22 protein-coding genes are annotated in these 20,123 nt (G+C 56.0%); 6 read left to right on the plus strand and 16 right to left on the minus strand.

Going from position 1 to position 20,123, the window contains the following annotated elements:
• Nucleotides 1–156: 156 nt before the first annotated feature.
• Together FB556_RS12110 and FB556_RS12115 are read left to right on the plus strand one after the other, a co-directional pair.
• Complete coding sequence (locus FB556_RS12110) at nucleotides 157–1,191, plus strand: LLM class flavin-dependent oxidoreductase (RefSeq protein WP_141868078.1); 1,035 nt, start codon at nucleotides 157–159, stop codon at nucleotides 1,189–1,191.
• Between the two features lie 60 nt (nucleotides 1,192–1,251).
• Nucleotides 1,252–1,959: an MgtC/SapB family protein gene (locus FB556_RS12115; protein ID WP_141868080.1), complete on the plus strand. Its 708-nt coding sequence runs from the start codon at nucleotides 1,252–1,254 to the stop codon at nucleotides 1,957–1,959.
• A 69-nt stretch (nucleotides 1,960–2,028) separates the two neighbouring features.
• On the opposite strand, the gene FB556_RS12120 is transcribed toward FB556_RS12115, so the two are convergent.
• Complete coding sequence (locus FB556_RS12120) at nucleotides 2,029–2,592, minus strand: NADPH-dependent FMN reductase (protein WP_141868082.1); 564 nt, start codon at nucleotides 2,590–2,592, stop codon at nucleotides 2,029–2,031.
• A gap of 202 nt (nucleotides 2,593–2,794) precedes the next feature.
• Between FB556_RS12120 and FB556_RS12125 the strand changes: the two genes are divergently transcribed.
• Nucleotides 2,795–3,370: a cysteine hydrolase family protein gene (locus FB556_RS12125; RefSeq protein WP_141868084.1), complete on the plus strand. Its 576-nt coding sequence runs from the start codon at nucleotides 2,795–2,797 to the stop codon at nucleotides 3,368–3,370.
• A gap of 99 nt (nucleotides 3,371–3,469) precedes the next feature.
• Here the strand turns inward: FB556_RS12125 and FB556_RS12130 are convergent, their stop codons facing one another.
• The 12 genes from FB556_RS12130 to FB556_RS12185 form a co-directional block, all read right to left on the minus strand.
• Nucleotides 3,470–3,832, minus strand: coding sequence for a zinc ribbon domain-containing protein YjdM (locus FB556_RS12130; protein WP_141868086.1), 363 nt, complete (start codon nucleotides 3,830–3,832; stop codon nucleotides 3,470–3,472).
• An 82-nt stretch (nucleotides 3,833–3,914) separates the two neighbouring features.
• Entirely contained in the window at nucleotides 3,915–4,685 is a 771-nt protein-coding gene (locus FB556_RS12135; protein WP_141868088.1) for an isocitrate lyase/PEP mutase family protein, read from the minus strand.
• Nucleotides 4,686–4,969: 284 nt separating this feature from the next.
• Nucleotides 4,970–6,049 (minus strand): cell division protein ZapE, encoded by a 1,080-nt coding sequence (zapE, locus tag FB556_RS12140; protein ID WP_141868090.1) that lies wholly within the window; start codon nucleotides 6,047–6,049, stop codon nucleotides 4,970–4,972.
• A gap of 45 nt (nucleotides 6,050–6,094) precedes the next feature.
• Nucleotides 6,095–6,553 (minus strand): hypothetical protein, encoded by a 459-nt coding sequence (locus tag FB556_RS12145; RefSeq protein WP_141868092.1) that lies wholly within the window; start codon nucleotides 6,551–6,553, stop codon nucleotides 6,095–6,097.
• 15 nt (nucleotides 6,554–6,568) lie between these two features.
• Nucleotides 6,569–7,468, minus strand: coding sequence for a PPK2 family polyphosphate kinase (locus FB556_RS12150; protein ID WP_141868095.1), 900 nt, complete (start codon nucleotides 7,466–7,468; stop codon nucleotides 6,569–6,571).
• 55 nt (nucleotides 7,469–7,523) lie between these two features.
• Nucleotides 7,524–8,765 carry a DUF3137 domain-containing protein gene (locus FB556_RS12155; protein ID WP_141868097.1) on the minus strand — a complete coding sequence of 414 codons (1,242 nt, stop codon included), beginning with the start codon at nucleotides 8,763–8,765 and terminating at the stop codon, nucleotides 7,524–7,526.
• On the minus strand, nucleotides 8,762–9,382 hold the full coding sequence (locus tag FB556_RS12160) for a LemA family protein (protein WP_141868099.1): 621 nt from the start codon (nucleotides 9,380–9,382) through the stop codon (nucleotides 8,762–8,764). The genes FB556_RS12155 and FB556_RS12160 overlap by 4 nt, the downstream gene beginning before the upstream one ends.
• Nucleotides 9,383–9,523: 141 nt before the next feature.
• A complete protein-coding gene (locus tag FB556_RS12165) occupies nucleotides 9,524–10,150 on the minus strand; it encodes a dihydrofolate reductase family protein (protein ID WP_211344057.1) in 627 nt (208 codons plus the stop codon).
• 20 nt (nucleotides 10,151–10,170) lie between these two features.
• Nucleotides 10,171–10,836: a DUF6320 domain-containing protein gene (locus tag FB556_RS12170; RefSeq protein WP_141868101.1), complete on the minus strand. Its 666-nt coding sequence runs from the start codon at nucleotides 10,834–10,836 to the stop codon at nucleotides 10,171–10,173.
• A complete protein-coding gene (locus FB556_RS12175) occupies nucleotides 10,833–12,182 on the minus strand; it encodes an alcohol acetyltransferase (protein WP_141868102.1) in 1,350 nt (449 codons plus the stop codon). Before FB556_RS12175 ends, FB556_RS12170 begins: the two co-directional genes overlap by 4 nt.
• Nucleotides 12,179–13,183, minus strand: coding sequence for an alpha/beta hydrolase (locus FB556_RS12180; protein WP_141868104.1), 1,005 nt, complete (start codon nucleotides 13,181–13,183; stop codon nucleotides 12,179–12,181). Before FB556_RS12180 ends, FB556_RS12175 begins: the two co-directional genes overlap by 4 nt.
• Nucleotides 13,184–13,270: 87 nt before the next feature.
• Nucleotides 13,271–14,086: an SDR family oxidoreductase gene (locus FB556_RS12185; protein ID WP_141868106.1), complete on the minus strand. Its 816-nt coding sequence runs from the start codon at nucleotides 14,084–14,086 to the stop codon at nucleotides 13,271–13,273.
• Between the two features lie 231 nt (nucleotides 14,087–14,317).
• Here FB556_RS12185 and FB556_RS12190 point away from each other — a divergent pair, with 231 nt between their 5' ends.
• Nucleotides 14,318–15,235: a nucleoside hydrolase gene (locus FB556_RS12190; protein ID WP_141868109.1), complete on the plus strand. Its 918-nt coding sequence runs from the start codon at nucleotides 14,318–14,320 to the stop codon at nucleotides 15,233–15,235.
• Nucleotides 15,236–15,309: 74 nt separating this feature from the next.
• On the opposite strand, the gene FB556_RS12195 is transcribed toward FB556_RS12190, so the two are convergent.
• The gene (locus FB556_RS12195) at nucleotides 15,310–16,338 is read right to left on the minus strand and encodes a bile acid:sodium symporter family protein (protein ID WP_141868111.1); all 1,029 of its coding nucleotides are present in this window, start codon (nucleotides 16,336–16,338) and stop codon (nucleotides 15,310–15,312) included.
• A gap of 188 nt (nucleotides 16,339–16,526) precedes the next feature.
• On the opposite strand from FB556_RS12195, the gene FB556_RS12200 reads away from it, so the two are divergent.
• Nucleotides 16,527–16,949, plus strand: a complete 423-nt coding sequence (locus FB556_RS12200; protein ID WP_141868113.1) for a hypothetical protein — start codon at nucleotides 16,527–16,529, stop codon at nucleotides 16,947–16,949.
• Here FB556_RS12200 and FB556_RS12205 read toward each other — a convergent pair.
• Entirely contained in the window at nucleotides 16,931–17,767 is an 837-nt protein-coding gene (locus tag FB556_RS12205) for an ABC transporter permease (RefSeq protein WP_141868115.1), read from the minus strand. The two genes, FB556_RS12200 and FB556_RS12205, sit on opposite strands and share 19 nt — an antisense overlap.
• Complete coding sequence (locus FB556_RS12210; RefSeq protein WP_141868117.1) at nucleotides 17,757–18,743, minus strand: ATP-binding cassette domain-containing protein; 987 nt, start codon at nucleotides 18,741–18,743, stop codon at nucleotides 17,757–17,759. The genes FB556_RS12205 and FB556_RS12210 overlap by 11 nt, the downstream gene beginning before the upstream one ends.
• A 269-nt stretch (nucleotides 18,744–19,012) precedes the next feature.
• On the opposite strand from FB556_RS12210, the gene FB556_RS12215 reads away from it, so the two are divergent.
• Nucleotides 19,013–19,594 (plus strand): hypothetical protein, encoded by a 582-nt coding sequence (locus tag FB556_RS12215; protein ID WP_211344058.1) that lies wholly within the window; start codon nucleotides 19,013–19,015, stop codon nucleotides 19,592–19,594.
• Nucleotides 19,595–20,123 lie beyond the last annotated feature (529 nt).

Consider the following 20,123-nt stretch of genomic DNA (forward strand, 5'->3'; position numbering starts at 1 on the left):
CCCACCAACAGGACTAGATTGTGCAATACAGGCACCGATAGAACCGGGGGCGACCACGAGCACGTGTCCTTGCATGACCGACACCGGTGCCAGGCACGGGCCGGGTCACTAAACTCAGAACCACCGTTCGTTACAAGAAAATTCTGAAGGTGTCTCATGTCAGCTGAACAACATTTACAACGTTTGGGATTTCTGACGATCGGATTATTTGATCCACAAGATCCCGCTGCAGGACATGAGTCCACCCTAGAAATCATTGAACTTGGTGAACGATTAGGTTTCGACAGTGCTTGGCTGCGTCATCGGCACCTGCAATTTGGCATCTCCTCGCCCATCGCAGTGATGGCAGCAGCATCACAGCGGACCACGCGCATTGAACTAGGTACCGCCGTCACGCCGATGGGATGGGAAAACCCACTGCGACTAGCCGAAGACTTCGCGACCGTCGATATCTTATCGAACGGTCGGATCAACCCCGGGCTCAGCGTCGGTACGCCAATGGACTATGACACCATCCAACACGTGCTGTACCCCAACACAGCTGAGCTCGAAGATTTCAGCAAAGCACGCGTTGACCTGTTCAACCGACTCATTGCTGGTGAACCCGTTCGGGAACTTTCCGGCAAACGCGGGGTAGTGGAAGAATTCTCAAACCGTATTGAACCCCACTCCCCCGGGCTACGAGAGCGTCTATGGTACGGAGCAGGGAGCATGGACTCAGCTATGTGGGCCGGCGAACACGGCATGAATTTGCTCACCAGTAGCGTGATCTTTCCTCAAGAAGATGACACGCCAGACTTCGCCGAAGTACAAGCCCAACAGATTCAGGCATTTCGAGCAGCCACTGCCAAGCACACCCCAAGCGCACCGGCCCGGGTATCGCAGGGATTAGTCGTGATTCCAACCGACTCCGCTACGACAGCGCAAAAGGCAAAGTACCAGGCTTATGTGGATGAGCGCACGCCGCGCACCGAAAAACCCCAGGGTCCGCGCAACATGCTCTTTGCCAAGGACCTCATCGGTACTAGTGAAGAAATTGCAGAACAGCTGCACGCTCATGCCGGGTATCAACAGGTCACCGAGGTGGCATTCGCGTTGCCGTTTAGTTTCGACCACGAAGACTACGTGCAGATTCTGACCGACATCGCCCATCGTCTCGGACCTCTATTGGGTTGGCATCCTTCCGTATAAAGCGGCCCGTTTCCCCTGCGACCTGGGACACCCCCGAGCAGGCAGCGTATTCTGGGTGCTATGGAAATTGAGTGGATCTCAGATACGCTTACCACCCAAGCGATCCTCTTGGTGTGCTCATTTGTCCTGTCGGGAATCATCGGGCTCGAACGCGAACTGCGACAAAAATCCGCCGGAGCAAGGACCCACATTCTGGTAGGCATGGGCTCCGCGCTCTTCACCCTCGTCTCGGCATATGGCTTCGCGCAGGTGGTGGGCGAGAGCGTTGTCTTGGACCCTTCCCGGATTGCCGCCCAGATCGTGACCGGAATCGGTTTTCTTGGGGCAGGGGTCATTTTCGTTCGCCGCAACATCGTCTCGGGTCTCACCACGGCTGCATCGGTGTGGGTCACGGCAGCAGTCGGGATGGCCTGTGGTGCGGGCATGCCTGTTATCGCCGCACTCACCGTTGCGTTATATCTCTTTGCGGTCACTGCCCTGACCGCATTGATTCGTCGCTTGCCAACACAGCGCCGCACCGAGCTGTACCAGGTGCGTTACCAGGATGGCCACGGAGTGTTGCGCGACATTTTGCAGGTCGCCTCAGATGCTGGATACGATATGGCGCTATCGGAAACCCACCGTGAACGAGGAGACACGGGACCTACCGTCCTGGCTCGCATCGAGTTCACTCACGGCAAGCAACGTCCGCCGGAATCGCTGTTTCGTAAGATCAGTGAGGTCTCGGGCGTCTTGGAAATCAAAAGCGAAGACCAAGATCATGACTAAGGCGTAGCGGGCACAAAAAACCGCGTGTACCCGACCTGATCGGTCGAATACCCGCGGTTGAAAAACTGGCTAGACCGTTACGTTCACGCGATGCTTGGCGACCAGCTCTTCAAGCTGATCTAACATGGCGTGCATTTCGGCTGGGTGACGTTCTGCAGGTGAGAAGTCGCCGTCTTCCCAATCGAAAAACAAGTTGAAGTTCAATTCGGCACGAACCACTGGCATCGAGAAGTTCGCAACAATTTGGCGCCACTGCTCAATAGCACGGACACCACCAACAGCACCATGACCGATGAACGCAACCGGTTTACCAACCCATTCCGGGCCAAGAACATCAACGGCGTTTTTGAAGCCACCGGGCACGCCGTGGTTGTATTCCGGAGTGACAAAGATGAAGGCATCGAGCGAATCGATCTTGTCCGACCACTTCTGAACGTTTGGATCTTCATGGTTTTTATTGGCAACCATCGGGTGGACGTCGCTGGTCAGCAATGGTACGTTGTACTCGGTCAGATCAACATATTCGTATTCGAAGTCGCCGTCGCGCTGCGTTGCGATTTCGTGGGCGTATTTGGCCACTGGTTCAGTATTACGTGTTCCACGGATCGAACCGTTGATGATACCGATCTTCATAGACGGGTTGCTCCTTCGGTGTCGGAAGTTCTCCCGGCCAATATTCAGGGGTGGCTGACAGCCGGGCGCTGCTGTTCCATTTCATCCTATTCGCGCCGAAAAAGTAAACCTAATTCAAATTTGTAACTATCGGCTGAATGGCCATGTTGAATCTACGTCATTACCGCGACCATGGTCTCAGCTTGGCTATTACAATGAACTCATGACTGACCACCGTGATGCCCTGTTACTCGTCGATCTCCAAAATGCATTCTTTGATGAAGAAGGCCTAGCAGAACAAGAAGCTGAACTCACTGCCGCAGCGAATAGGCTGTCGGAAGCGGCTATCGAGGCAGACATACCCGTGTTTGTCGTGACGACGGTTCACAGTCGCGACACTTCGACCTGGACCCTGAACATGCTTGAAGCCGGTGAGGGCTTCCTCTTTTCCGGTGAAGAAGGAACCGAGGTCATTGACGGCTTAAATACCGATAAGACCACCAGGATCGAAAAGACTCGCGATAGCGCATTCTTTGCCACCGACCTGCATCTGCGCCTTGTCAATCTCTCGGTCAACCGGATCGTCCTAGCTGGAGTATCCACCCACGGCTGTATCAGCCAAACCGCTCGTGATGCATATGCGCACAACATGCGTTCGGTGTTGATCAGTGATGCGACCGCCGATGCTCGTCAGGATTATCACGAAGCCCAACTCCAACGACTTGAAGAAGATGGTCAGGCTTCAACTGCAACCATGGACGAAATGATCGCTACCTGGCAGAACACTGCTGACAACTAGAGTGCCCCGACGGTCCAGGGGCCCGACTCCTGACTTGAAATAACACAACAGACCTTCCCGATGCGGGGAGGTCTGTTGTGCTGGTAACTCTGTGTGGTCTTAGGTCGCTTTCTTGACGACGCTAGATTTCAGCTGCATATTTCCAAAGCCCGGGACTCTCGCGTCGATATCGTGCCCGTCGACGGCGTCTTCAAGAAGTCGGATGTCGGTGACTTTTGTCCCTACTTTAATGACCCCGCCGGCGCCTTTGACCTTGAGATCCCTCACCACGGTCACGGTATCGCCGTCGGTGAGTACATTGCCGACGGCGTCCCGGATGACAGCGACAGCAGGCGTGGCTTCGGTTTCGACAGCAACCTCGGGTGACCATTCGTGGCCACACATCGGACACACCAGCAATGCACCGGATTCATACGTGTATTCTTCGTGGCACTCTGGACATGCGGGCAACTGATCGGACATAACGACGGCTCTCCACCTGTTGTATAAACCTACTCATGGGAGCTGATGACAGCTCCCATGCATCATAGCAACAGGTTAGATTCTAGGGCGCGACCCAGTGCTTCAGCTTTTTCTCGGAGACTTCACCAAGCCATTTCTGCCACAGTGGTCCAAAGGTCACACGGCGCACGCCGAGTCGTTGGAGATCAGAGAAATCGCCGGCACCATGCCCTTCAACGGGGTGGGCAGTGACGTTGACCGGTACCGAGACCGCTTCAACAGCCACTTTGACCTGGTCTCGGGAGCTCAGCCCCACAGGATAAACCGCACGGGCTCCGGCCCGTTCCATGAGGCGCAGCCGTTCCACTGCTTCGTCCAAAGGGTCGCGGTAGAATTCCCTGCCAAGCTTGACCGCATCTGTGCGTCCGTTAATGACAAAGGGAACTCCAGCCGCATCTGCAGCTTCGCGGGCGCGAGCTATATAGTCGGCGTGCTCATTCCGAGAACGAACGCGATCTCCTTCAGAGTGCACAACGTCTTCGATATTTGCCCCTGCTGCGCCCACTTCTAATAAGCGGTGGATCAGTTCGCCCGGTTGTAGACCGTAGCCAGATTCGACATCGACGCTGATCGGTATGTCAACCGTCCTCACGATGCGTTTGACGACCTTCAGATACGCAGTGATTTTCATCCGCTCGCCATCTTCGCTGCCGATCGAGTCCGCGACGGGATGGCTTCCGACCGTCAGACCTCGAAAGCCGGCCTCCGCTGCGACCCCGGCGCTCCAGGTATCCCACACGGTTGGCAAAACAACCATGTCACCGGATTCGTGAAGGTCAGCCAACTGTTGTGCATTTTTCGTTACATCCACCATGAAACCTCCTACAGAATATCCACTTCCACCCTACGACCGCCCTTTTGGTCTGTACACAGATGAATAACACGACCACGGAAACACTGCGTGAAATGTCACCAAACTCGCTTGAAATCGTTTTTTCAGTAAGCGCGGAGGATCCCCTGTTGTGCAGCAATGCCAGCCCATGGTGGGGACTAGTCCAAGCCAAGTAAGTTGCGAAGCATCCAAGGTCAAGGCTCTTGGCTTCGAAAGACCGGCAAGGAGGCCGTCAAGCCCTCAGGTGTAGCTGTGCGTTCATGGAGTTACTGTCCGCGTAACAACGCGAGTCGGCTCTGTGTGCGGAAGAGGTCTGGTGGTGGTTCTTCCATGTCGGCGAGGCTTTCGCGGGATACTGTGGCGCAGGCTACCAGCGGGATGTCGCGATCGACTAAGACATCGATGAGCGTGACGAACCGCTGGCGGGATGCTGGATCAGTCTGCGACAATTTTGGGATGCCAGTGAGCACCCAATGGTCATAGTCTTCAGTGAGATCCATGAAGTCACTGGTCACTGACCGGGCCTGCAGCAAGTCTGCGAAGTCGAACCAGATCTCTTTGTCTCGTACAGCAAGTGCTTTGAGTGCTCGATGACCTTCAAGGACAGTTGTTGCTTCGGTAGGCCGCGGTGGCATATAGCCAGCCGACCGCAGCACCTGATACGGATGGTCTCCGGGCTCGGCAACAAGCCAGCGACCAGATGCGAAACCGGAGTCACGAGCAGCATGCAGGGAGCGGTAGTCGGTTCCACCATCGAGTGCCTGTACCGAAAAGTGTTCCCGCAGGATGGTGATACTCGGTTCGATCACATGGTGGAAAGCCGGTTCTTGCAATAAATTTTCAGGTGCATAGTTTGAGGTGATAAGCGTTGGGATCCCGCGTTTAGCGATCACGGCTAACAGCCGGTTTAACAGTGCGGCACTGCCGGGATCGTGGACGTGTAGTTCGTCAAAGAAGAACAACTGGGTTCCAGTGAGCAATTCGTTCAGCGTCGCTTCGATCGCTTCGCGAGTACTGGTTTTAGCCCCCAGCTGCCGTTGGAGACCGCGAAAGAAGTCATGAAAGTGCACCTGACGTTTTGTCCCAACGGGATAGGGGGCGGCTTCAAAGAGCTGCGTCATCAGCCACGTTTTGCCGCGGCCCGGTGGACCGTAAACGAAGTAGCCGACCTGCCCCAACTGAGTCGCATCATCCGAGGTGGCCTCCTGGAGAAATTTCACGACCTGTTGAGCGAGGTCATACTGTTCGGAGTCAAGGACTACCCCCTGTGGGGTTAAGCCGTTTTCAAGCTGGGCGAACACCGTGTCGAATGCAAATGATGAACGTGGGATTTCCGTTGTCTCCATGAGCGCTCATCATAGTCAACCTCAAGCCCTCAGGTGAGTTCGTTCTCAACGCGAAGAACCCCACTCACGAGCTGGCCAACGTCGAGGCAGCAGCTGCCAGAACAATGGACTGAGGCTTAGCTGTAGTGCTCCCAGTCCAAAGAACAGTGGCTGCAGGAAGAAGGTTTCGTTGATGATCAAGACTTCAACGAAGATGAAAACCACCATGGTCATACCAGCGAATGCGTGCAGGGTTGCGACCCATCGACTTCGGCTCAGGTGTGCGATCAGTGCGAGTATCTGTACCAGGCCAACGAACGCCAGTGCTAGGGCGGCAAGCCAATACTGGTCCTCAAAAAGTGTCCCGGCCAGCAGGTCGGCACCAAAAAGTTGCGGTCCGGCGGTTGCGATCCCCCAGGCTCCTGCCGCACAGCTGATCACGTTGACGATGGCAATGACCAGTAAGAACACCGAGAGTATTTTCTGATGAGGAATGTGGTTTCTTGGTTGATCTGCAGATCGCATCGGTGCTGCACCCCTCTAGCGGCTGGCCTCGAGTCTGCGGCGTTGTTCTGCGATATTGAAGTTACCAGGTGGCCACGATAGGTCCAATGATTCAAGTGTTTCGATCAGAAGTTGTTGAACAGCCAGTTTGGCGTACCATTTCCGGTCGGCTGGAATCACGAACCATGGAGCGTGTTCCTTGTCCGTGACTTCGATGGCGATGCGATGAGCCACCATGTACGCATCCCATTTCAAGCGGGCATCGATATCTGCGGGAGTAAACTTCCAGTGTTTCTGCGGGTCATCCAGTCGTGCTGAAAGACGTTCGTATTGTTCTTCCCGGCTGATGTGCAACATGACTTTGATGATGATGGTCCCGTTGTGGGCGAGTTCTTGTTCGAACTGGCGTATTGATCCGTAGCGGCGCTGTAATCGAGCCGGTGGGGTCAGTTGGTCAACCCGGTGCACCAGGACATCTTCGTAGTGTGAACGGTCAAAGACGGCGATGTCGCCGTGCCGCGGGGTGTGATGACGGATGCGCCAGAGGAAGTCGTGTTGCATCTCTTCTGGAGTGGGTTTTTTGAAACCAACCTGGTGGATGCCCTGGGGGTCCATAGACCCGACCACGTGTTTGGTAATACCGCCCTTTCCGGAGGTGTCCATCCCCTGAATAACGAGCAGCACGGATCTGTGAAGATCAGCAGCTTGGGCATTGGCGAACAGTTTGGTTTGCAGCTCTGATAACCGTTCCGCATTGGTGGCTAGCAGTTGTTGTCCCGCCACTTTGCCAAAGGTTTCGCCGTTGGAATCCTCAAAGGCCGGGGTGCGGCGGCAATCTAATGCGTCGAGATCTACTAAGATGCCGTCGTCATAGGCAAACTCACGTAGCGCTTTATAAAAGGGACCGACTCGTTGCAGAGCTTGGTTGGCTTGCATCTGCGTCCTTCCGGGCTCGCTGGTGGTGTTAACAGCGTACCCGGTCAGACCCGGATTAGACTTTGGTCCAGATTCTGGTGTTGAGATTGAAATGTTCAATCAGCGAAATGAAAGCGACCAAATCCTCGTAGATCTCTTTGGCCATCTGGTAGCCATCGTCCTCATTTTTCTGGAATCCCAGGCTGAAACGGTCAGTGTCCATGACTACCGCAAAGTACATACGAGTGCCATTGAACGATACGGCAATCCGATCGGACTCCATGCGTTCAGCAGCGTCACTAATAGCCAGCATGAGTTGCGGGGTGATTAAGTAACGAGCTTCAGCTTGATCGGTGGTCCAGCCTTCAAATCGTTTAGTGATTTCAGGGTCTTCTAACACCATCGGTTCAAGTCCGGTTTTTGCAGCGCTTTCTTCGGTGAAGGATCGGATCGCTTGGTCTTCACGTTCGCGGGGTAACAGATACGTGCGGGAGTTGAACTCTTTGTGGAAATCAGCGATGAAAAACACCATGGAAGGCCCCATGCGATTGGTGGATTCTTCAAACCGAGAGTATTTTTCTTTGACTTGTTCTACCAAGGAGCCTGGCAACAAGTCTGTGAGGGAACCGCTGGAGCTGCGACGGTGGTCTTCAATGCGTTTGTGAGTACGCCAACTATCACCGTGTTTATCACGCAGTCTGCGGTCGCGTTCGCGGTCGTGACGTTTGTCCTCGCGCTCTTGGCGACGGGCCTGGCGTTGCTTCGCTTCCTGACTCAGTTCGATCTTGGAAGTCTGCCATTTAACATCGGAGATCATAAAGTCGGTGTCACCCAAGGTGCCACGAATGTAGTCTTCCTGAGTTGCGTTAGCGTCCCGAATGAAACCGGATGAAGACAGCATAGATCTGGAGATACCACCGTCTGGATCATAGGATGCTTTCAAACCCGATTCACTACCGGTGACGGTGCGGGCGCTGAGTTCTTTGACGAGCGCTTCGAACATTGGTGCGACAACGGTTTGGGAGTACTGGCCAGAGGCTTGGTTCATCTGGCGCATCACGTAGACGACGGTGGGTGCAGCTATAATCACGGCAAGTACCAGGGCGAGCATACCGAGGAGCTCGAGACCGGTGAAAAAGAATAATAGCGCCAGCACAAAGAGGCCCAGACCAATAAACACCGGAATCATCAAGCCGATGGATTTAGCATTCCAGGTGGTCATCCAGGAGGTATCCTTGGTGACCTTGATGGAATGTTTACGAATCTTTGACCAAACGGAGTCAAATGATGGCACAGAGATTCTTGGATGCGAACTCATTTGTCGAGAAATCCTTCAAGGTTGTACTGAGCGCGTTTGCGTTGGTCTGTGAGTTCAAATAGTTCGTGTTCGCGGAAGCCAAGCATGCCTGCGATCAGCACGGTTGGAAAGACTTCGCGTTTGGTGTTGTAATCAGTGGCAGCACGGTTGTAGACGCGACGAGCAGCTTGCAGACGCTCTTCAACTTCATTGATGGTACGTTGCAGCAGCTCAACGTTCTGCCACGTGTTCATATCCGGGTAGTTCTCAATTGAGGCAAGTGCACCCGGACCCTGTTGACTTTGTTGGATCAGGTACTGCTCTGCTTCTTTCAGCGATGCGTTCAGCTCAGATTTTTCATCGACGGTCAGCTCGCGAATGGTGCGACCGGTGCGCAGCGATGTGGCTTTCAGTATCAGCTCGACTTCGGTTTGGACGATTCCAGTAGCAGCCTCGGCTTGGGCTTTGATCTGGTCAAAGCGTGTTTCTAAGGCAACGTCGATGCCTTGGAGCGCTTCCTTCGAAGCGTTGCGAGCTTTGACTAACCGGTTGTAGATCACGATGCCCCAGATAACGAGGAGAACGATGATCAGGCCGATGATGATAGGTACCCCTTCAGACAGAAATGAGCCATCCATAACATCACATCCTTCGGTCCTTTAGTAACGTGAGAAGACTTCGCCCACAGCACAGAACCGCTGCAAACAACCTAAAAGGATACCGGGGATGGTCTAAACAAGCTACCTCTGGGGTGCGATTACTTGAAAACCACAGAAAATCTATGCGGTCCGTTCGTAGCGTAGGTAGACCGTACCGTTTTCGAAGGTGCGCTGTTCGACAAGCACCACGCCCAAGCGCACCCCTTCGGGCAGGGCTTTTAGGCCGCCACCTATGATGATCGGCACAATAAAGAATTCAAAGCGCTCGATGAGCCCGGCACGAATGGCATCGGCTGCTGTGGTCGGGCCGAAGATCTCGACGACTCCTTCGGCTTCTTGACCGATGCGTTGTACGCGTTCAACGTCCAGGTCGGGTACGAGTTCGTCGTCGGCAACCATATCTGTTGGGCTCAGGGTGGATGAGGCAACGATTTTGTCGATGTGCTGCCAGAGGCGGCCGAAGACTTTTTCGGCGGGCGTGGCCTCGTCGGAATCGGGGTAGGTATCCCAGAAGTGCATGAGCTCATAGGTTTTGCGTCCCATGATCTCCGTGGAGACTTCGCTCATGCGTTGCAGGTGAGCGTCGAAGATCTCCGGACTGGGCGTGGCCCACTGGAAGTCGCCGTCGGTATCGGCAATGTAGCCATCCAGCGACATCACGGCTGTATAGCTGAGTATTCCCATGACGTCGTCCTCCTTGTGACGCAGGCTCGCGGGTGCCGTCGCGGCAGACGCGGATGCTGCCACAAAGTCTACTCGTGTGCGCCTTAGACGTGTAGACGTTTGGCAAGTTCGTGCCGGACTTCCGCCCCGCGATAGACCTGGATGACCACCAGCGCGATCACGCTGACGGCGACGCAGATGGCCGATGGCAGGGTGGTGGTGACCCAGCTGAAGACTAAGAACACAATGGGCAGCAGGCCCAGCAGGATCGTGATGCCGCTGTAAACGATGTAATTGCCCACTTCGATGCGCATCGAGCGGACCGTGATCAAAAGGGCCAAGATGGACGAGCCACAGACGATTGGGATGGCGTAGTTCAGCGACCACCCCTGCCAGCCGTTGAGGTAGTCCCAGTAGAGACACACCAGTCCGACGATGAGGACCAAATATACGATGCTTTTGGCAACGTTACGACGTTTGCGCACCGCCATCACGGCAACCAACCACATGGTGACGACGCCCAGCCAGACGGAGCGCACCGCGCCGAATTCTGCTGGGCCACGGCCCAAGAACAGTTGGACGGCAAAGGAGCCCAGGATGATCGCTAAAGAACCAAAAAACAGCAGCCGGAAGATGCGGCGTCGAGAGAAGCTCAGTGCCACGGCCGGAAATGGGCTGGGCGAAGCATGGCCTCTGGTCGGTTCTTGGCACAGTGGGCAATGTTGCCAGTCGCCGGCGATTTCGACTGAGCAGTCGTGACAGCGTTTCATGATTCGAGTTCCTCGGCGAGCTCGAATTCGGTTACTCGGGCGGCAGCTACGGTCACGGCTATACCTTGGTCGGTGAGGTAGCGGGCGAATTCTTTGATGTGATCGGTTTCGATAAAGGGCGAGGTAAAACTAATGGTCAGCAGTCCGGCATGCGACATCACGCACATCTGTGGTCGCACCGCGGAGACGTGGAAGGCCATGGCCCCCACGTGCGATTCGATGGCCTCGGGCAGAGTCACGCGCCCAAGGTTGGACACCGAGACGGTCAGACCACGGTTGTTGGCCCAGTTGAGGCCCCGCAGGATGACATCTTTCAGCGGGCGTGGCACGACACGTAACAGCGGCGAACGTTCAACGCGAGTCAATCGACGCAGCTTCTTGCCCAGGGCTTCCGGAGAGGCTTTCGGCCGGAATTGCTGTTCCAGCTGCCGACCGACTGAGGCGATGTCGTCTGGGCCTTCACCGTAAGTATGTTCCACGCGCACCGTTGCAAAAAAGTTTCGGGGTGATACCGATGGGAAAAACTGGCGTAGATTGACCGGGATGGTGGCTGCGAGTGTACGGGAGCGGCCGAAACCATCGGAGGAGCGGCGAATTGCTTCAAAAAACAGGGCGGTCAGATACATGGTCATCGACACACCCTCGGCCTTTGCCAGGGTCAGGACATCGTTGGCCGAAGCCGTCAACTCTACAGCGCGGGTTCGGTAGTCCGGTGTGCGGGTCCCGGTGACTTGGAAGACTTTGGTGGTGGTTGTCAGGCTCGATTCGACCTCGACTTCAGCGGCCCGCTCATCGGTGGTGCTGGGTCGTCGGAAGTATTGGGCAAAGCTATCCACCGCCAGGTCTCGTGCGGCGATATTTTCATCGGCTGCACCCGGCTGGGCGATGAGCTGAGCTGTGGAGGTGTCTTCGATGTCAGGTTGCTGGGGGTAGCGCGACCGGATGTATTCGGTGACCAGGTCCGTCAGAAACCACAGGGCTCCGGTGCCGTCCGACAGGGCGTGAAAGATCTCCAGGATGATGCGGTTCTGGTGGTACATCACTCGGAAGAGCAGACCGGTTCGATCGGCGTCATAAATTGGTGCGCAGGTCGGTTGATTATCGGGGGTGACGGTGGGGCGCAAATCGCTGTCTTGGAGGTAGTACCAAAAGATCGCCCGACGTAACACCGCGTGATAGAGCGTAAAGCGGTCGTAGGTGATATCAAGCGCGACCTGCAGCAACTGCGGATCGACATGGTGATCCAACTCAGCGCTGAGACGGAACACTTTTGTGTCAGTTTCACTGCGTGCTGCCAAAAAGATGTTCGAGGCGTTATCTAAGCGGACCCATTTCCGGCGTGTCATGTTGGATCCTTTGTTTGAGCTTCATCGTCCAGAAAGGCGTTGATCACCTCATAGGCTTCCCGGACCGCTCGAGCCAGCCGCGGCAACGCAATGAACCCGTGTAAGGCGCCGTTGACCCGGTGAACGTGCACGTTATTGTCAGCCCCGCGCAACGCCTGACCATAGGCTTCGCCCTCATCTCGCAGCAGGTCCAGCTCGGCGGTGATGATCAAAGTGCGGGGCTGATCTTTCAGGTCGCGTGCCATCAGCGGCACCACGTTCCAGTCTTTTCGTCCGTTGGGGTCTGGAACGTAGAGCTCAAAATAGGCTTGCACTTCGGCGTTGGTCAGGCGCAGACCTTCACCATGTTCTCGGACTGAGTCAAATGGCGAGGTGTCGGCATTGTGATCCCAGTACGTCACCGGGTACAGCAGAATCTGGCGGGACACACCCCGATGCCCCTCGTCACGCAGTTGTAGTGAAACCACCGCTGCGAGATTGGCTCCTGCCGAGTCGCCGATCAGCACGATGTTGTCGGCATTTTCGATACCCACGGGGGTGGGGTCATCGAGCAGGCTGCGAATGATCTGGTAGCAATCCTCGAGGCCAGCCGGAAATGGGTGTTCTGGTGCGAGTCGGTAGTCAACGGCGACGACAACGGCCCCCGTCAGATCGGCCATGTTCATGCAGGTTGGGGTGTAACTGTCGACATCGCCAATAACCCAGCCGCCCCCGTGAAAGAAGACCAGCACGTCGTCGCGCGTCTGCTCTTTGGGGTGAAAGACCCTGACGGGAATGTGGTGCGTGCCGGCTTCGGAGGGAACTTCGTAGTCCACGGCGCGGTTCGTCGGAACGCGCGGTACTGCAAGTTGTCGTTGGAATCTGCGGACTTTTTCATAGTCTTCACGCATATCAACCCGTGGCGCAGCAAAAAGCCCGAGGATCGCCCGCACAAAGCGGTTGACCGGCGAGCGCTGCTCGGCATTATTGGTTTGGCGTTTCGCCCTACCCCGTGTCCACATAGCCCCCATCCTATGGCAGAACCAGTGGAGCCCCGTCCTTGGGTGACGGCAGCACCGTCACCCGAGAACAGTCACCACTTGGTGCTTTTAGCGTGAGTCGACCTGGTCCATGGATTTTGGTGCATGCCAGAGGTCTTCGCCCCGGCCGATCGCATCGAAACCACCGTCAACATAGATCACTTGGCCTGTCATAGACCGGTTGAGTCCTGAGACCAGGAAAACTAAGACATCTGCGATATCCTCGGGTCGCTGGGCGCCGTTATACGGTGCCGGCATTGCCCCAAAGGCCATGTCCCGGCCCTCCTGGGTAGACAGCAATTGTGTGGTCATCGGAGTTGCGACCACGCCCGGGCCGACCGCATTGATACCGATACCTGCACCAGCAAACTCCTCGGTAGGAGCAACCCGACGCACCCAGGTGGCTATAGCCCGCTTGGAGGCGGAGTAGTTGGCATACCCGGCCATCTGGCCTTGATCGGCAAGCGACTGACCATATTCGAGTGCTTCAGATTCTTGATCGTCAAGTAGTAGCTTCACCAGATGCGGATCGGTGGGCTGCAGACTTGCAGCAGAGGCGGTGATGGCAACCCGCCCATTTTCCGATTGAGCCAACAGCCGCCGAAATGCGTGCACTGTATTGCGAGCGCCAAAGAAATTGACTTTCAGATCAAGGGGTGTATTTGTCTGAGTGCCAGCATTGGCGATCACCCCGTCGACCTGGCCGTATTGCTCTTCTACTTGTCTGACGACGTCATCGACCGCCGAGCGATCGGACAGGTCTACCTCGAATTCGGCGTTTTTCAGATCCAATCCGATCGCGGTATCACCACGATCTTCGACCAGCTGGGCACACATCGCACCAATCCCAGAACCTGCTCCGGTGACTACAATATTTCGGGCCATAACCATTCCTTTCAGACAACCGATAAGGTGCTCGGTTTCATTTCATGACAACCCTGTTTGGGTGTTGTCTTTCCAGCAAAACGATTCGACGCCGCCACCGTCAAGTCGCGGAGTTCTTGTAGTTGGAAACGACCCCCTGTTTTAGCACGAAATTTCCGTTAGTCTTGATAACCCAAGGTTCACGACAAGTGCGGCGTAGTGGCGTACTGCCTTGAAGAAAGAACACTCATCATGTCGACACCTCCCCCACTGTTCACTACCGAATTCTCCACGCCCACACCTGTGCTCTTAGATACCGATATTGGTTCCAATGTGGATGATCTGCTGGCTTTGTTATTTATGTTGGGTAGCCGAAACTTGCGGCTGGTGGGCGTGACCACCGTATACGGCGACACTCGCCTTCGAGCCAAAATTGCTGCCGCGACCCTGTCCTTAGCGGGACGAGATGGCATTCCGATTGGTTTTGGCAGCGAAGAACCCCGATCAGGCCGAGATGTTTTCTGGGCCGGCCACGAAGGTGAAGGCTTCGATCTTAGCCACGTCGAAGACCCGGAGACTACGGCAGCCTCAGTTTATGCTCAAGCGCTGCAAAAGTACGGTTCTCAGCTGGTCATTGCCGCCATCGGCCCTCTCACAAATGCAGCCGAAGCTCTTGAAGACTCCAAAGTAAAGCCACGGTGTGTGGTGGCCATGGCTGGCCAATTCGAAGAAGGCCGGCCGGATCATAATGTTTTCTCCGACGCCGTAGCGGCAGGGCGCTTCATGGAATTAGGTATCCCCATTATTTGCATTGGCATTGAGCTGTGTCGCCAGGTGCCGTATGACCCGACGGATTTGGAAACGATCCAACGGGCGCGCCCTGCACATCGGCTCACGCAGTTGATAGTGGAGCAGTCTCGGACGTGGTGGCAACAGCAGGGACTAGAGCAATCTAATCCGTGTGATCCGCTGACGCTACTGGCGCTGAGTCATCCTGAAGTTTTTGAATTTCAACAGGCCAAGATTCAGTTCCCGGCCTACGGCAGTCAAGCTGGTCAGACACGCTGGATGTCTTCCGACTACGGCCACCAATGGTTCGCCACAGGGGTTGATGTGCCACGTGCACGACGTCTGATCCTAGACACCGTGATTCGTGGAATGCAGTCCTGACCGGTTTGTCCTTGAGAACCCGCACGATCTACTCTCGGCCCACGCGGCTGAAAGAGCCTCGGCAGTAAGGGAGGTTATTGAGCGTTGCTGTGGGCTTTTTGCACCTCGAGATCGTGCTTTTCTTGGCGTGCTGACCGATAGCGGAAGAACAGCGCCAGCAAGCCACCGGAGATGTTGTGCCACACACTGAAAACGGCAGCGGGAAGGGCTGCAACCGGGCTGAAGTGTGCTGCGGCCAGCGTCGCTGCCAGACCCGAGTTCTGCATGCCCACTTCGACTGACGTGGTGCGTGCCACGCGTTCTGGATATTTGAACACCCGCGCTGCGAAGTAGCCCAGCAAGTATCCCAAGCCGTTATGCAAGATGACGACGGCCAACACCAGCAGACCTGCTTCGACGATACGGTCGGCGGACCCCGAGACCACGGCGATCACAACGTAAGAAATACCCAACACACTCACCCATGGCAACAGGGGCAGCACTTTCTCGACCCAGCTGCGCAGCAACCAACGGACCAAGAGTCCTGCAACGATCGGGATGAGGACCATCTGCACGATCGACATGGCCATGGATCCTGCATCTACGGGTAACAGGGTGCCGGCCAACCACAGCGTCAGCAGCGGTGTGAAGATCGGTGCCAGCAGTGTCGAAACCGAGGTCATGGTGACCGACAGTGCCACATCACCTTTCGCAAGGTACGTGATGACGTTCGAGGAGGTGCCACCTGGCGCACAACCCACCAAAATCACCCCGACGGCTAGTTCGGGTGGTAGTTGGAAAACAAATACCAATGCCACCGCCACGGCAGGCATCAGCACATACTGGGCGATGACGCCGAGCAGAATCGGCAGCGGCCGCTTGATGACCAGTGCGAAGTCCGGGATGGTCAGTGTGATCCCCATGGCGAACATAATGACACCTAGGGCAATGCTGGTGTACTGGGCTAGCGGTGCCGTCTGGGTCGGGAACAGGAACCCGATGAGAAATGCGGCGATAATGATGACGGGAAAGACCGTCACTGCGATGCGAGCTGACCGGTCTTCGCTCGATCGTCCCGCAGCCGGTGGCTGACCGGGCTGTTCTGTCTTAACTGGCTCCGCCATCGTTATGTCCTACCCTCTCACGTGCTGTGTGTAGTCGCACCTACTCCAGTGCTCTATGCAACTTAGCAGCCGGACGAAGCTGCATCTTGGGTATGACGAATAACTTGAAGATTTGAGCAGAGGACGACAGGTTTGTGGTGAACGAGAGGGGCTACTTTCGGCTCACCTCGAAGAGTACTGTTGATGTCATGACACGCAATATCTCGGCTGCATCGATCGCTGGGATGCAGGCACGTCCCCCGCTACCTCAGCGGCGTCTTGACGCACCGCAGCGTTTCCTGCTTGCCTGTGGGCTGTTACTCATCGCTTCGGGAGTCTTCCACGGTATTGTTTTATTAGTCACGAATGGGTCATTCGACGGGCCACTGTCGTGGCGCAAACCGTTGTTATTTGGGTTGTCTTTTGGCATCACTGCGGTCACCATCGCGCTGGTTGCTTTACCCCTACGACTACGCCGGTCAGTGTCCTGGCTCGAAGTTGGTGTCCTCATACTTGCTTTGCTATTGCTGGTTGGTAGCGGGGTAGCAACTCTGGCTGCCGTGAATTGGCACAAGCTTCAGCACCTAAGGTTAAAAACCACACGGCGACTCAGTTATGAGATGCGGTTGTAGATCCGCAGTGCGATAGGGGCAAAGATCGCGGTAATGAGCACTGATACCCCGACCACAATGAGCAGGTTCTGCAAATTCGCTACGCCGTTCATGAGATCTCGGAGGGTGTCTACTAATTGGCTTACCGGGTTCGCGTTGACGAAGCCCTGGAGCCACGTTGGCATCGTTTCTGGTGGTGCGAACACCGAGCTGATGAAGGTCAAGGGAAACAAGATCAGTACGGAGACACCTTGAACTGCGCTGGGCGTGCGTACCTTGAGCCCGATGACCAACCACATCCAACTCAAGGCAAAGCAGAACATGAACAACACGGCAATGGCCGCCACTATGCCAAGTACCCCGCCTGGGGCACGATACCCAAGGAGAAACCCGACCACCAGAGTCAGTGCCGTAGCGATGCCATACCGTAGCGAGTCAGCCAGTAGCGCTCCCACCAGGTGGGCTGGCCGCCAGACCGGCTGAGTACGGTACCGATCAAAGACGCCTTTTTCTATGTCAGTGTTGATCGTCATTGCCGTGTATATCGTCAGGAAGAGGACAGTCTGCGTGAGAATGCCAGGTAGTGCAAACTGCAGATACTCTTCGGGTGTTCCACTGATCGCGCCACCGAAAACGTAGGTGAACATCAACACGAATAGCACGGGATAGAGGACGGCGTCGAGCAGTTGTTCGGGTACGTGTCTGATCTTGAGCAATGAACGTCGAGTGAAGGTTAGCACCGCTAATCCCGGACCGATCAGACGGACAGATCCGGTGGTGGCTAAAGCATCTTCCAACCGAACCGTGAATTGTTCGTCGCGATGATTTTCAACGGTCATCGGGCTTCTCCTGAGTCTTGGAGCGCGGAGTGGTCAGTGCAAGAAAAACTTCGTTGAGACTGGGTTGTCCAAGTGAAAACTCTGTGAGGTGTACACCTTGCCGTTGCAGTTCTGCGATCAGCTCTGCGGCTTTTGTGATGTCATTAAGGCGCATGCTCACCGTGACCCCGTCCGTGCTGAGTTCCGTGGGTTCTGCAAAGCGGGCATCGAGCAGGGTGACGGCGGCGCCAGCCTGGTCGGCGCTGGCAAATCGGATGTGCAAGATCCCGGAGCCCACAATGGATTTGAGCTCGCCGGGCGTCCCCTCGGCTACGATACGCCCCGCGTCCAGGACGGTCACGCGATCTGCCAGTTGATCAGCCTCGTCGAGATATTGCGTGGTGAGCAAGACGGTGGTGCCCGCAGAGACGAGGGTGCGCACGGCGTCCCACACATCGTTTCTACTTCGCGGATCCAATCCGGTTGTGGGTTCGTCAAGGAAGAGTAGATCTGGGCGGACCAACAGCGAGGCGGCGATGTCGAGGCGTCGTCGCATGCCGCCCGAATATTTGCGAACCTGACGAGCCGCAGCATCAAGCAAGCCAAAGGCTTCCAAGAGGGACTCTGCCCGGGATTTTGCAGTGCGACCTCGGTAACCGCGCAGCCGTGCAAGCATTGCGAGATTTTCCAATCCTGTGAGGTCTTCGTCGAGTGAAGCGAACTGGCCGGTCAGGGCAATACGCTCGCGCACTTTTCCCGGATGGGTCAGCACGTCGTAGCCAAGAACCTTGGCGTACCCGCTACTAGGGCGCAGCAAGGTGGCCAGAATACGCATGACCGTGGTTTTTCCAGCGCCATTGGGTCCCAAAACCGCATGTACTCCACCTGCGGTGATGCTGAGGTTGACGTCATCGACGGCGGTCTGGGTGCCGAAGTGTTGCGTCAAGTTCTGTGTCTCGACCGCCAGCGGGTGGCCATCTCTCTGCGAGCTAGTCATATTCACACTTTCGTGGTGCCCCAGCCCTGCGTGCTGAAGAGCATGCTGGATCGGGACGGTGGCGACTCTGTGGCCGTGGCATCCACGTCCTGGGATGGTCACGATGGCTTATCGACGAGCACAGCCTCGAGGACCTTGTAAACCGGAAGGGTTCGGATCCTCTACATGAACAGAATTTTACGCTTGGGCAAAACATCCAACAAGGTCGCTGGAAGGAGCAGCCGGCTCTAGATTCCTAGTATGCACACCCTTGGGACGTACTTTCGCGAATGACATCCGTGGTTCGGCCTGGTATCAATGATGGCATGGTCAAACCGATGAACACCTCTGCCATCGCCACTGCTACCGGCCGGTCTTGGGAGAGCTGGGTGCAGCATTTTGACGACGCCGGCGCTCGGCAGATGGACCACCCTGCGATCGCGGCCTTGGCATTGGAACTCATGCCGGAGTCCGTTGAGCAAAAGGAATGGTGGGCTCAAAGCACTGCCGTTGCCTTTGGACAGTACGCGGGTCTGCGCGTTCCGGGACAAACCAGCACCGGCGACTTTCAGCTCTCTACGACGCGCACGGTTCCAGGCAATAAGGATCAAGCCCTTCAAGCCTGGCTGGAAGTCGTCAATGCTCGGACAGAGTTCGGGGGCGTGCCGATCGAGGGTGAGGCTTCCACTTCAAGCACTGACCGTTGGCGGTACTGGCGCGTAGCCCTATCGGATGGGTCGCGCGTTGTCGTGAATATCAGTGAGAAGCAGAACGGGAAGTCCGCGGTTGGCCTGCAGCATTCCAAGCTCGATTCTGCCGAGGCTATTCAATTTTGGCGTCCGATTTGGAAAGATCTCTTGGCAAAAATTTAGCCTCTGCCCGGGAGCGCTATATAGCTCGAAGCCTGGTCATGATGCGATCACGCGTTCTTCCATCTGCCGCCAGAACGTCCAGCGCGAAGAAGTTCGCGCTGGACGTTCTGGCATTCGACCTACCGCATAAAACGACGGATGAGCCGAGTGATCTCACCTCGGCCACCCCGACCACCTCGCCCTCTAGGGCGGCGCCGTGTTGTGCGTGAATTAGCAGCGGATCGCAGCATCCTCGACAATCTATTTAGCATCGCGGTTCTCCTGTGATGTCGGGGTCATTACACGAGCAAGATTACGCTTCTGATCTGTACTGCGCGAGGCTCGCGCTCCCGCTGCGTCCGTATTTGCTGCGTCTTCGCAAGGCTGGGGCGGTGTCGCGACGGCTTGCTACTGATATATCTCGTGGGCAAAACCGTAATCATGTCGTTCAACGAGATGCAGGACGAGCCGTATACCGGAGGCCCAGCGGGACGGGGTGCCGGCTGGGCCTCCTAGTTTCGGTCTAGGGTGCGCTATGCGCACCTAAATA

It is taken from the genome of Enteractinococcus coprophilus (assembly GCF_006716305.1).
In the GTDB taxonomy this organism is placed as follows: Bacteria; Actinomycetota; Actinomycetes; order Actinomycetales; family Micrococcaceae; genus Yaniella; species Yaniella coprophila.

Bases quoted from the DNA above. Each gene is read 5' to 3' on its own strand.
- FB556_RS12110 (WP_141868078.1), top strand. From the start codon at position 157: ATGTCAGCTGAACAACATTTACAACGTTTGGGATTTCTGACGATCGGA.
- FB556_RS12115 (WP_141868080.1), top strand. From the start codon at position 1,252: ATGGAAATTGAGTGGATCTCAGATACGCTTACCACCCAAGCGATCCTC.
- FB556_RS12120 (WP_141868082.1), bottom strand. From the start codon at position 2,592: ATGAAGATCGGTATCATCAACGGTTCGATCCGTGGAACACGTAATACT.
- FB556_RS12125 (WP_141868084.1), top strand. From the start codon at position 2,795: ATGACTGACCACCGTGATGCCCTGTTACTCGTCGATCTCCAAAATGCA.
- FB556_RS12130 (WP_141868086.1), bottom strand. From the start codon at position 3,832: ATGTCCGATCAGTTGCCCGCATGTCCAGAGTGCCACGAAGAATACACG.
- FB556_RS12135 (WP_141868088.1), bottom strand. From the start codon at position 4,685: ATGGTGGATGTAACGAAAAATGCACAACAGTTGGCTGACCTTCACGAA.
- zapE (WP_141868090.1), bottom strand. From the start codon at position 6,049: ATGGAGACAACGGAAATCCCACGTTCATCATTTGCATTCGACACGGTG.
- FB556_RS12145 (WP_141868092.1), bottom strand. From the start codon at position 6,553: ATGCGATCTGCAGATCAACCAAGAAACCACATTCCTCATCAGAAAATA.
- FB556_RS12150 (WP_141868095.1), bottom strand. From the start codon at position 7,468: ATGCAAGCCAACCAAGCTCTGCAACGAGTCGGTCCCTTTTATAAAGCG.
- FB556_RS12155 (WP_141868097.1), bottom strand. From the start codon at position 8,765: ATGAGTTCGCATCCAAGAATCTCTGTGCCATCATTTGACTCCGTTTGG.
- FB556_RS12160 (WP_141868099.1), bottom strand. From the start codon at position 9,382: ATGGATGGCTCATTTCTGTCTGAAGGGGTACCTATCATCATCGGCCTG.
- FB556_RS12170 (WP_141868101.1), bottom strand. From the start codon at position 10,836: ATGAAACGCTGTCACGACTGCTCAGTCGAAATCGCCGGCGACTGGCAA.
- FB556_RS12175 (WP_141868102.1), bottom strand. From the start codon at position 12,182: ATGACACGCCGGAAATGGGTCCGCTTAGATAACGCCTCGAACATCTTT.
- FB556_RS12180 (WP_141868104.1), bottom strand. From the start codon at position 13,183: ATGTGGACACGGGGTAGGGCGAAACGCCAAACCAATAATGCCGAGCAG.
- FB556_RS12185 (WP_141868106.1), bottom strand. From the start codon at position 14,086: ATGGCCCGAAATATTGTAGTCACCGGAGCAGGTTCTGGGATTGGTGCG.
- FB556_RS12190 (WP_141868109.1), top strand. From the start codon at position 14,318: ATGTCGACACCTCCCCCACTGTTCACTACCGAATTCTCCACGCCCACA.
- FB556_RS12195 (WP_141868111.1), bottom strand. From the start codon at position 16,338: ATGGCGGAGCCAGTTAAGACAGAACAGCCCGGTCAGCCACCGGCTGCG.
- FB556_RS12200 (WP_141868113.1), top strand. From the start codon at position 16,527: ATGACACGCAATATCTCGGCTGCATCGATCGCTGGGATGCAGGCACGT.
- FB556_RS12205 (WP_141868115.1), bottom strand. From the start codon at position 17,767: ATGACCGTTGAAAATCATCGCGACGAACAATTCACGGTTCGGTTGGAA.
- FB556_RS12210 (WP_141868117.1), bottom strand. From the start codon at position 18,743: ATGACTAGCTCGCAGAGAGATGGCCACCCGCTGGCGGTCGAGACACAG.
- FB556_RS12215 (WP_211344058.1), top strand. From the start codon at position 19,013: ATGACATCCGTGGTTCGGCCTGGTATCAATGATGGCATGGTCAAACCG.